This is a genomic window from Sphingomonas sp. (assembly GCF_040398505.1).
Lineage (GTDB): Bacteria > Pseudomonadota > Alphaproteobacteria > Sphingomonadales > Sphingomonadaceae > Sphingomonas.
Genome location: NZ_JBBATX010000088.1, coordinates 1 through 11,258 on the forward strand (window position 1 = coordinate 1; position 11,258 = coordinate 11,258).

Genomic DNA, 11,258 nt, shown 5'->3' on the forward strand with positions numbered 1-11,258 from the left:
GGGTAAAAACTGTTGTTTTTCAACGGTGTTAGGGTGGCTGGATGCCCCGTGAGGATTCGAACCTCAATAGGCGGTATCAGAAACCGCAGTCTTACCATTAGACGACGGGGCATCAGCAACGCGCAGGCCGGGCTGCGCTCTACGGGTGTGGGCCCTGAGTGTCAACCAAGCCGCGCAATCCGTGCAAAGTCCGTCGCTTGCCGCCCACCCGGCCATCCGCTAGGATCGTGCCCAAGCACCGAGCGTTGCGCCCTTTGGCACGGCGCGACGGCAGAACAGAATAAGCGAGTAACACGGCATGGGAGACGCTCCCGATATGCCGTACCGGCAGGCCAGACCTGCTCGTTCGGCGCCGGTCCACGGCAACGCACACCCCAAGGCCCCGGGTAAGGCGGCGGGCGCAGCGCGGTTACGCGAACCCCGCTATTTTGCCGCGCTCGATCTCGGGACCAACAATTGCCGCTTGCTGATCGCGCGCCCGCAAGGCGATGGCTTTGCCGTGGTCGATGCGTTTTCGCGAATCGTGCGGCTGGGCGAGGGGCTGGCGAGTTCGGGGCGGCTCAGCGACGCCGCGATCGAACGCACGATCGCCGCGCTGAAAATCTGCGCCGACAAATTGCGGCGCCGCAACGTCACGCTGTCGCGCGCGGTTGCGACCGAAGCGTGCCGACGCGCGAGCAATGGCGCGGACTTCATCGCGCGCGCTTATGCCGAAACCGGCATCCTGCTCGACATCATCTCGGCCGAGGAGGAAGCGCGGCTCGCGGTGCTTGGCTGCCACGCGCTGATCGAGCCGGGCGATGGCCCCGCTCTGGTGTTCGACATTGGTGGCGGATCGACTGAGTTGGTGCTGGTCGATACCCGCCCCGATCTGCCGGTGGTGCTCGACTGGCACAGCGCGCAATGGGGCGTGGTGTCGCTGACCGAAAGCGCCGGCCACGGCCCGCCGGGGCACGATGGCGGGGCCGAGGGGCGCGCCGCCAGCTACGCCCGGATGCGCGATCTGGTCGCGGAAAGCGTGGCCGGTTTCGCTGCACGCTTGCCGCGTGATGTCGCGGTGCCCCGCTTGCTCGGCACGTCGGGTACGGTCACGACGCTCGCCAGCGTGCATCTCGGGTTGACGCATTACGACCGCGCGCAAGTCGACGGGCTGATCGTTCCGGCAACCGCGCTGCGGCAGATCAGCGCGGATCTGGCGGCGATGGATTTGCGCCAGCGCGCTACGCTCCCGTGCATCGGCACCGAGCGCGCCGATCTGGTGGTGGCGGGCTGCGCGATTCTTGAGACGATTATGGATTTGTGGCCGGCGGCGCGGATCGGCATCGCCGATCGTGGTATTCGCGAAGGCATCTTGCGGCGTTTGATGGGAAATGGGTCATGAGCAGAGACAACCTTGGGATGGTCGCGTGAGCCGCGATTATATTGGAATGGTCGCGTGAGCCGCGACGGCGGCGGCCTCCGCGTCCGCGTGAAGACCGCGCGCAAGCGCACCGCGCAATCGACGCGCTGGCTCGACCGGCAGTTGAACGATCCGTACGTCAAGCGCGCCAAGGCCGATGGCTTTCGCAGCCGCGCGGCGTACAAATTGAGTGAACTCGACGAACGCTTCGGCTTTCTGAAGGGCAAGCGCCGCGTCGTCGATCTCGGCATCGCGCCGGGCGGCTGGGCGCAAGTGGTGCGGCGGCAAGTGCCCAAGGCAGCGATCGTCGGGATCGACCTGCTGCCCGTCGATCCGATCGACGGCGTTACGATCCTCCAGCTCGATTTCATGGACGATGTCGCGCCCGAACGGCTTTGCGCCGCGCTCGATGGCGCACCCGATCTGGTCTTGTCGGACATGGCGGCCAACACCGTCGGCCATCCGCAAACCGACGCGCTGCGCACGATGGGGCTGGTCGAGGCGGCGCTGGCATTCGCGATCGACGTGCTGGCACCGGGCGGGACGTTCGTGGGCAAGGTGTTTGCCGGCGGCGCGGATACCGCTTTGGTCGCCGAGTTGAAGCGTAACTTTGCCACGGTGAAACACGCCAAGCCGCCGGCGTCGCGGAAAGCGTCGAGTGAATGGTATGTGGTGGCGCAGGGGTTTAAGGGGCGCTCGGCGGATTAGCGCTTGCCAAGTCGTGGCGTCGAACGGATCGTCGCGGCACATCCTTTTCGGCGCGAGGTGGCAGTATGAAGGTGTCCCTGAAAGCAGCCTTGGCGGTCCTTCTTCTTTGTTTTGCGCTGTCGTCCTGCGCTTCGACCGGCACACTTTCGCCGCGTACGTCGTCCCCGATCACACTCGACCTCGACGTTCGGCCCGACGAAACCGTCGTTGTGACCTACCGGATGACGGCACCGACTCAGGCGCTTCATTTTGCACAAGCCTTGGGCGGGTATCGGCCGGAGGATTGGCATCCCCAATCGGCCGGCTTCCGCTGGGTTCAGGATGGCGCGGGCGAGCGCATCGAGCGATCCGATCGCGGCACGTTCCGCTCGGTGCGATTCACCCTCCCGGCGCGGTACCGCGCTTTGCCGAAGAGCTACGCGCCCTTCTCGCCGTTCAGCGACGGGAGCGTCCTGATCCACTCGGGCCAGTTCCATGCCTGCCGCACCACGCCGTGTGCGGGTACCGACGCCTTGCCGATCGACATTAAAGCGACCGGAAAGACGATTGGCGTCGAAGCGCGGCGCATCGCCGACCGGGCGCGCTTCGTCAGCCGTGACGAAGGCACCAGCATTTTTGTCGGGAGGCTGGTGCCGGAGGCTGCGGATGGATTCATCGCTGTTATTGATCCTGGCCTCCCACCCATCGCGCGCGACCATTTGCGACAATCGCTTCCCCGGGCGATGGAGGATTTTGCGCGCAGCTATGGCGCACTGTCCTTTCGTCCCGAACTCTATGTCTCGATCGATGCGCGTCCCCGCAAAGACGGACATGTCTCGACCCAAGGCGGAACGCTGCCGGGTCAGGTCTTCATGCATTTCGACGGCGAAAATGCGCGCCAACGCGTGACCGCCGAGGCACCGTTCTGGCTTGACTGGTTCTTCGCGCATGAGGCGGCCCATCTCTTCCAGCAGGACAAGATCGGCAAGCTCGCGGGCGACGAAACGGCAGCGTGGATCCACGAAGGCGGGGCCGATGCGCTGGCCGCGCGCGCTCTGGCGCGACGCGGGGCCGAAGAGCGATCGTATGTCGAAAGCCGGGTTCGCGCGGCAGAGACCATCTGCGAAAAGGGGCTCGCTAGCGCTCCACTCGATAAAGCGACCGCCGCCGGTCATTTCGACCTACACTATCAGTGCGGACTGCTGATCTGGCTGGCGGTGGACGATTCGGTACGCGCTGGGAATGGCGACGGGTTGCATGCCGTGAACAAGACGCTGTTCGCGCTCGTCAAGGCCGGCGCGCCGTGGGACGAGAAAGCCTTTGTCGCGGCGGCGCAGAAGAACGGCGCGCCGCAACCCCTGATGCAGCGCATCGCGAGGCTGGTGCATGGTGGTTATGACGATCCGCGCGACGACGTGGCCGCGCTGGGGACTGCGGCACTGTCGACGGTCTGGCGGGATTAGGCGCATCAGGACGATAGCGCCGTGGCAAAGCCCCGTCGTCGGTCGGGGCCGAGGCCCCGCCGTCCGGGTTTCGGCTGATCCGCGGCTAACGCTTAAGCGTTAGCCTTGGGCCTCAACCTTCGTAATCCGCACCCAAATTCTGGTTCCGCGGCGGAGCAGCAGCAGTAAGACGCAGCGCCTCGGCCGAAGCCGCGAGCGAACCGACCGCATCGGCCACGTCTTCGTCATCGACCTGAACGCGCTGCAGGCCCTGGATCACCGATTCCTTGAGCGTCGGCGGATGGACCATTTCCTCGGCGATTTCGCGCAAGGCGACGACCGGGTTCTTGTCGCGGTCGCGATCGATCGTGATTTCGGCGCCGCCCGAAATCTGCCGCGCACGCTGCGCTGCAAACAGGACGAGATCGAAGCGATTGGGAATCTTGTCGACACAATCTTCGACGGTGACGCGCGCCATGAACGGCTTCCTTCTGTGCGACGAATGTCGGAAAGGCGGTGGTCTAGGCGGGAAGGTGCGCTGAGTCAAGAAATTCGGCTTGCGTGGCCCGTAGCGTCTCGCCACAGCAATAGCGATGGCAGAGCCCGCAGTGCAACCTACCTTCGGAATCGCGGGCAACACGCTCACTCTCCTCGACACCGGGCCGCGCCGGCTCGATGCGCTGATCGCGCTGATCGACGGCGCGCGGCATAGCTTGCGGATTATCTACTACATTTATGTCGATGACGAAGCCGGCAAAAAGGTGCGCGCGGCGATGCTCCGCGCGGCGGCGCGCGGCGTAACCGTGGCGCTGATCGTCGATGGGCTTGGCAGCGAAGTGGCCGAGAGCCATGATTTTTTCGCGCCGCTGCGTGCGGCCGGTGTGACGGTGTGCCGCTTCGTGCCGCGCTGGGGGCGGCGCTATCTGTTGCGCAACCACCAGAAACTCGCGCTCGCCGATGGCGAGCACGACGATGCGCGCGCGATCATCGGCGGGTTCAACGTCGAGGACAGCTATTTCGGTACGCCCACCGAACAGGCGTGGCGCGATCTCGGGTTGCTGATCGAGGGGGCCGCCGCGCACAGCATCACCGGCTATTTCGACGCGCTGGCGCGCTGGTCGGCGCGGTCCAAGCCCCCGCTGCGCGCCTTGCGCCGCGCCTTGCAGAGCTGGAGCGAGCCTGAGGGCAATGTCCGCTGGCTGTTCGGTGGCCCGACGCGGCGGCTGTCGCCCTGGGCCCACGCGTTGAAGAAAGACCTGCAGCGGGCAATGAAGGTCGACCTGATCTCCGCCTATTTCGCACCGAGCCCGGCGATGCTGCGGCGGCTCGATTCGGCGGGGGTGCGCGGGGAGGTGCGGATCGTGCTGGCGTCTAAAAACGATCATGGGGCGGCGATCTGGGCATCGCGCTTCACTTATGCCGGGCTGCTGCGCAAATGCGTGCAGATCTACGAATATCAACCGACCAAGCTGCACACCAAACTCTTCGTGCTCGACGATATCGTTTATATCGGCTCATCCAATTACGACATTCGCAGCCTGTTCCTGAACCTCGAAATGATGCTGCGGATCGAGGACGCCGCGTTTGCCGCGCATGTCCGTGGCTATGTCGATGGCGAGGTCGCCGAATCGGAGCGCATCACCGCCGCGCTGTATCGTGCCCGCACCGGCTGGTGGACGCGCATCAAACAGGCCGCAGCCTTTTTCGTGATGACCGTGCTCGACTATAACATCACCAAGCGGCTCAATTTCGGGCCGCGCGCATGACTGCCGCGGCGTCTCGTTCGTTGCGGCCCGACCGCGATTTCGCGTTGCTGTTCGTGGTGATGCTGACGATCGCGGGCGGCAATACCGCGCTGCAATCGGTGCTTCCTGCGCTCGGGCGGTCGCTTAAAGTGCCCGACAGCGCGGTCGCCGCCGCCTTTTCGGTGTCGGCCTTGCTGTGGGTGCTGGCCGCCCCGTTCTGGGCCAACCGGTCGGACCGGCACGGCAGGCGCGCGATGATCCTGCTCGGGATGGGCGGGTTTGCGCTGTCGCTGGCGATTTGCGGGATTTGCCTCGCCGCCGGGATCAATGGCTGGATCGGTGGGACGACCGCGTTCGTCTGCTTCATCGGCGGGCGGCTGCTTTACGGCACGTTCGGCGCGGCGGCCCCGCCCGCGGTGCAGGCGCTGGTCGCGGGCCGCACGACGCGCGCCGAGCGGACCAAGGCGTTGACATTGCTCGGCTCGGCCTTCGGCCTCGGCACAATCCTCGGGCCGGCGATCGCGCCCTATCTGCTGCTCGGGTCAATTGGCGGGGTCGAGATCGGGCTGGCGGGCCCAGCCTTCATCTTTGCGCTGTTCGGGTTGTGCGTGTGGATCGCGGTGCTGCGCATGTTGCCGGACGATCGCACGCGACCAGGCGATTCGCCGCACGACGACTATCATGGTGCCGCCAATGCCTATCCCTCGATCGGCGGGCAAAGTTCGGGCGCCAGCATTGCGGCGGCGACCGAGTCGCACAGCGAACCGGTCGGCTATACCGATCCGCGGATCAGGAGCTGGATGATCGCCGGGCTGGTGATGGGGCATGGCCAGGCAATGACGGGGCAAGCGATCGGCTTTCTCGTCATCGATCGGCTCCATGTCGCGCCCGCGCTCGCGCTGCAGCCCACGGGACTCGTGCTGATGATGGGCGCGGGCGCGGCGCTGCTGGTGCAATGGGGGATCATTCCCAACCTCAATTTGCGGCCGCGCACGATGATGCTGACCGGGCTGGTGTTCGCCGCGATGGGCTGCGCGCTGACCGGCCTTGCGACCTCGCTCTACAGCATCGCCTGCGCCTACGCGCTGGCCAGCGTCGGCTTCGGCTTCACGCGTCCCGCCTTTACCGCCGGAGCCTCGCTCGCGGTCGGCCATAATGCGCAAGGGTCGGTCGCGGGCAAGGTCACTTCGGTCAATGGTGCCGCCTTTGTGCTCGGCCCGTCGATCGGCGTTGGCCTCTATGAGCTGCAGCATTCCTTGCCATACCTGCTCGCGGGCGCGGCGATGCTTACGCTGTTCGTCTATGTGTGGTCGAATGTGCGCGTCGAGCAATGATGACTCCCCTCCCTTTCAGGGAGGGGAGTAGATTAGCTTTCGGTTCGCATTGTCGGGAAAGTAAAGCCGATCGGCTGTAGCGACGTCGCATCCTGCTTCAATCGCGCCTTCATCGACTCATATTCGCGCTCGAGTTCGGGTGTCACCGAAGCGCGTGAATCCTTCAGCGCTTCCTCGAAATCGACCATCGACACTTCGGCCGCCTGCAAACTGCGGCGGAGCGCGTTCAGACCCGCGCGCCGCACGACATCCTCCAGATCGGCCCCGGTAAAGCGATCGGTCCGCGCCGCGACGGTCGCCAAATCGACATCGCTGGCGAGCGGCATCTTGCCGGTCTGGATCTTCAGGATCCGCTCGCGGCCCGCCCGGTCGGGCACGCCGACATAGATCAGCTCGTCGAACCGGCCCGGCCGGAGCAAGGCCGGGTCGATCAGATTGGGCCGGTTGGTCGCGCCGATCACGACGACCGACTGCAATTCCTCCAGCCCGTCCATCTCGGCCAGGATCGTGTTGACGACGCGCTCGGTCACTTGCGGCTCACCCATCCCGCTGCCGCGCGTGGGCACGAGCGAATCGAGTTCGTCGATGAAGATCACGCACGGCGCGACCTGACGCGCGCGCGCGAACAATTTGGCGATCTGTTGTTCGCTCTCGCCATACCATTTGCTCAACAGGTCAGACGATTTGGTCGCGATGAAATTGGCCTGCGCCTCACGCGCGACCGCCTTGGCCAGCAAGGTCTTGCCGGTGCCGGGGGGGCCGTAGAGCAGAAAGCCCTTGGCCGGGCGAATCCCGAGCCGCCGGAACGCGTCGGGGTCCTTGAGCGGCAGTTCGACGCCTTCCTTCAAGCGGATCTGCGCATCGTCGAGCCCGCCGACATCGTCCCAGCGCACGCGCGGTGCCTCGACCATCACTTCGCGCATCGCGCTCGGCTGGACGCGCTTGAGCGCATCGAGGAAATCCTCGCGCGTGACCGCGAGTGTATCGAGGATTTCGGGCGGAATCGTCCCTTCGGACAGATTCAAGCGCGGCATCAGCTTGCGCACTGCCTCGATCGCCGCCTCGCGCGCCAGCGCGGCGAGATCGGCCCCGACAAAGCCATAGGTCGTACGCGACAGTTCATCGAGATCGACCTTGTCGCCGAGCGGCATCCCACGCGTGTGGATGCCGAGAATCTCGCGGCGGCCCCGCTCGTCGGGCACGCCGATGACGATTTCGCGGTCGAACCGGCCGGGACGGCGCAGCGCTTCGTCGATCGCTTCGGGACGATTGGTCGCGGCGATCACCACGACATTGGCGCGCGCTTCGAGCCCGTCCATCAGCGTGAGCAGCTGCGCGACGAGGCGCTTTTCGGCTTCGCCCGATACTTGCCCGCGCTTGGGCGCGATCGAATCGATTTCGTCGATAAACACGATCGATGGGGCAGCCTTCGCCGCTTCCTCGAACACCTGGCGCAACTTGCCTTCGGATTCGCCATACGCCGACCCCATGATTTCGGGGCCGTTGATCAGGAAAAATTCCGCCGCCGATTCGTTGGCGACCGCGCGCGCAAGCCGCGTCTTGCCGGTGCCCGGTGGCCCGTGGAGCAACACGCCCTTGGGCGGATCGACGCCGAGCCGCTGAAACAGCTCGGGATAGCGCAACGGGAGTTCGACCATCTCGCGCAACTGGTCGATCGTCGGGCCCATTCCGCCGATATCGTCATAGGTGACGTCGGCGCGGCGCGCTTCCTTGGGCTCCTCATATTCGGGGCGCAGCTCGATCTCGGTCGTCTCATCGACATGGACGACGCCCTTGGGCACCGTCGAAATGACCGCGAGGCGGATCTCCTGCAATGCATAGGCCGGCGCGCGCAGCATGTTCTGGACGCCGGGGGGCATGTTGTCGACGCGCTGCTGCCCCGCCGTGGCGACGATGTCGCCTTGCGTCAGCGGGCGCCCGAAAAAGGTGCGCTTCAGCGCCTGACTCGACCCCTGTAGCCGCAGGTTTTGCTGCGCCGGGGCGAACACCACCCGCGTGGCCGCCTTCGATTCGACCTTGCGCACTGCGACGAAATCGCCCGATCCGACGCCGGCATTGGCCCGCTGCAGTCCGTCGATGCGAATGATCTCAAGCCCCTCATCCTCGGCATAAGGCGCGACCGCGCGCGCCGGGGTCGAGGATTTGCCGATGATCTCGATCACGTCGCCTTCGCCAATGCCAAGCGCCGCCAGCATCGCGCGCGGCAAATGCGCCAGCCCCCGACCACTATCCTCGGGCCGCGCATTGGCGACCTGCAATTTCTGAATCGGCGCCTCGGCGTCCGCCATCTCTGCTACCTTCACGTGAAACCCAGTGCTGAGTGCGCGAGATAGGAAGGAGGTTCCACGAATAATAGGGCGATGCCGCGTCGCCGCCCCGAGCGCTGGGGGAAAAACAAAAAAAGGGCCGACCCCGGAGGATCGGCCTTGAAAGTTTTAGGAGAGGATGCCTGAAAGGCATCCCCTCTTTGCAGCGGCCTGATTTATGTTGCAAGTGCGAAAGGATCGTACACGATTGCACTTTCTGCAATCGGCGCTTCCATTGTGCCGTGGAGGAATGATAGCTTTCGAGGCGAGGGTATCTTTGTGCGCTGCACAAAGAACCAGAGAGAGGATTGCTCGTTAATGCGCAGACTGCCACCGCTCACCGCGATTGAGGCGTTCGTTCAGGTCGCGCGGACCGGGTCGATCAAGGCTGCGTCGCAAGAACTCGCTTTGTCGCCGCCCGCGCTCAGCCGCCGCATCCAGGCGCTTGAGCGGTTCATCGGGCGCCCCTTGTTCGAACGGCGGCATCAGGCGGTCGTGCTCAATGCCGATGGCGAGCGGTTGCTGGCGCAAATCGCGCCTGCGCTCGATCAATTGTCCGACGCGGTCGAAGTGATGACGAGCAACACCGACGTGCTGCGGCTGCGGCTCGGGATTCTGCCGTTATTCGCGTCGCAGCGGCTGTTCCCGCGGCTCGGCGAACTGCGCACCCGGCATCCCGAATTGCATCTTGATATCGACACCGCGCAACATGGGCTGGCGCGGCTGGGCGAGGGGCTCGACGCGGTGATCGCGCTGGCACGCGAGATCGATCCGACGCTCTATGCCCGGCGGCTCGATCGCAACCAGGTCTATGTCATCGGCGCACGCACGCTGGTTGAACGCGACGATCCCGTCGTGCGCCCCGAACAGCTCGCCGGGCTCACCGCGCTGGTCCACCGCGACATGCCCGACACGTTCAGCGCGTGGCGCGCCGCAGCAGGGCTGGGCGAGCTTGAGCCGCTGGCGATCGATCATTTCGATTCAGGCGCTTTGATGCTCGAGGCCGCCGCGCAAGGGCTCGGCATCGCCTTCATGCACGAAAGCCATTTCGAGGATGCGCGCGACGAGCGGATCGTGCGGCTGTTCGACATCGCGGTGGAAAGCCCGTACAGCTATTGGTTCGCGTGCCGCCCGCGCGCGCTTGCCACGCGACCGGTCAAGCTGTTCCACGACTGGCTGATCGCAACAATCGCCGAACCGGGCGTCTAGCGCCCGTTTTATGCCGTAATGTCCGGTCATTAATCGAAATCGGCGTGGCGGGAGGCTGGGTTGAGATGGTGGGCGATCTGGTCGGGTAGCGCGGCATCGGTTGCTACGTGGCCGCTCGCCGGAGTGGCGCAAACCACCCCCGCGCCCGCAACACCGTCATCGCAAGCGGTGCTGGTCTATCCTGCCAGCTTCTTCGCCGGCAGCAACCCCGGCACCGCGCTCGACATGATCCAGCGGTTGCCGGGCTTTACGCTCGATGTCGGCGATCTCGATTCGCGCGGGCTGGCCGGGGCGAGCGGCAACGTCCTGATCGACGGCAGTCGGCCTTCGTCGAAAAGTGACACTGTCGCCGAAGTGCTCAACCGCATCACCGCCGTGAGCGTCGAGCGAATCGAGCTGATCCGCGGCAGCATGCCGGGTATCGACATGCGCGGCCGCGCGGTCGTCGCGAACGTCATTTTGAAGCGTACGCCCAAGACCGAGCTCGTCGCCGAGGGCAACGCCTTCATCTATGACACTGGCGAGACCGGGCCATCGGGCAAACTGTCTTATACCCGGCGCAAGGGCGACCGCGTCACGCAAGCATCGGTGTTCGCGACCAACGACCGCGGCAATACCACCAGCGGCACACGCACGCGCACCGCTCCGACGGGCGCACCGCTGCAAGCCGCCGCGCTGGCCACGCGTGACCGCTATGGCAGCTACGACGCGCGTGGCTCGGTGCAGCGCCCGCTGTTCGGCGGCAAGCTGCAAGCCAATGTCGTGCTCGATTATTTCCGGCAGCGCGATACGCAGACGACGACGATCCTGTCCGGACGCGGCGATGACGAACGCGTGCAGGAAAGGAGCGCCTATCCCAATGGCGAAATGGGCTTCACTTGGACGCGCGATCACCCGCACAGCAGCTTCGAGCTGACCGGGTTGCAACGGCTCAACCGCACCACCTATCGCGGGGTGTTCGACAGCGCCGGGCGCGGATCGGTCTTCGCCAGCCGCGCGACCGCCGGCGAAAGTGTGCTGCGCGCGATCGACACGGTCCGTCCGGGCGGCCCCTTGACGTTCGCGGGCGGCGGGGAGATCGCGTACAATGTCCTCGACAGCCGCAGCACTTATAC

The 11,258-nt window shown here is 65.4% G+C and carries 9 protein-coding genes and 1 tRNA gene; 7 read left to right on the forward strand and 3 right to left on the reverse strand.

Annotated elements, in window-relative coordinates:
- Positions 1–38: 38 nt before the first annotated feature.
- Positions 39–112 (reverse strand) — tRNA-Gln (locus ABWP09_RS10970).
- A gap of 186 nt (positions 113–298) precedes the next feature.
- On the opposite strand from ABWP09_RS10970, the gene ABWP09_RS10975 reads away from it, so the two are divergent.
- From ABWP09_RS10975 to ABWP09_RS10985, 3 genes are all read left to right on the forward strand, one after another.
- On the forward strand, positions 299–1,381 hold the full coding sequence (locus ABWP09_RS10975) for a Ppx/GppA phosphatase family protein (RefSeq protein ID WP_353205181.1): 1,083 nt from the start codon (positions 299–301) through the stop codon (positions 1,379–1,381).
- A gap of 54 nt (positions 1,382–1,435) precedes the next feature.
- Positions 1,436–2,107, forward strand: a complete 672-nt coding sequence (locus tag ABWP09_RS10980) for an RlmE family RNA methyltransferase (RefSeq protein WP_353205182.1) — start codon at positions 1,436–1,438, stop codon at positions 2,105–2,107.
- A gap of 209 nt (positions 2,108–2,316) precedes the next feature.
- Positions 2,317–3,549, forward strand: a complete 1,233-nt coding sequence (locus ABWP09_RS10985; protein ID WP_353205183.1) for a hypothetical protein — start codon at positions 2,317–2,319, stop codon at positions 3,547–3,549.
- Positions 3,550–3,661: 112 nt separating this feature from the next.
- Here ABWP09_RS10985 and rpoZ read toward each other — a convergent pair whose 3' ends face one another.
- Entirely contained in the window at positions 3,662–4,006 is a 345-nt protein-coding gene (gene rpoZ / locus ABWP09_RS10990) for a DNA-directed RNA polymerase subunit omega (RefSeq protein WP_353205184.1), read from the reverse strand.
- 115 nt (positions 4,007–4,121) lie between these two features.
- Here rpoZ and ABWP09_RS10995 point away from each other — a divergent pair, with 115 nt between their 5' ends.
- The gene (locus ABWP09_RS10995; RefSeq protein WP_353205185.1) at positions 4,122–5,294 is read left to right on the forward strand and encodes a phospholipase D-like domain-containing protein; all 1,173 of its coding nucleotides are present in this window, start codon (positions 4,122–4,124) and stop codon (positions 5,292–5,294) included.
- Complete coding sequence (locus tag ABWP09_RS11000; RefSeq protein ID WP_353205186.1) at positions 5,291–6,607, forward strand: MFS transporter; 1,317 nt, start codon at positions 5,291–5,293, stop codon at positions 6,605–6,607. The genes ABWP09_RS10995 and ABWP09_RS11000 overlap by 4 nt, the downstream gene beginning before the upstream one ends.
- A 32-nt stretch (positions 6,608–6,639) precedes the next feature.
- On the opposite strand, the gene ABWP09_RS11005 is transcribed toward ABWP09_RS11000, so the two are convergent.
- Positions 6,640–8,916 carry a CDC48 family AAA ATPase gene (locus tag ABWP09_RS11005; RefSeq protein WP_353205187.1) on the reverse strand — a complete coding sequence of 759 codons (2,277 nt, stop codon included), beginning with the start codon at positions 8,914–8,916 and terminating at the stop codon, positions 6,640–6,642.
- A 336-nt stretch (positions 8,917–9,252) separates the two neighbouring features.
- Between ABWP09_RS11005 and ABWP09_RS11010 the strand changes: the two genes are divergently transcribed.
- Both ABWP09_RS11010 and ABWP09_RS11015 read left to right on the forward strand, forming a co-directional pair.
- Complete coding sequence (locus tag ABWP09_RS11010) at positions 9,253–10,143, forward strand: LysR substrate-binding domain-containing protein (protein ID WP_353205188.1); 891 nt, start codon at positions 9,253–9,255, stop codon at positions 10,141–10,143.
- 60 nt (positions 10,144–10,203) lie between these two features.
- On the forward strand, positions 10,204–11,258 hold a 1,055-nt coding region (locus tag ABWP09_RS11015; RefSeq protein WP_353205189.1), incomplete at its 3' end, for a TonB-dependent receptor plug domain-containing protein.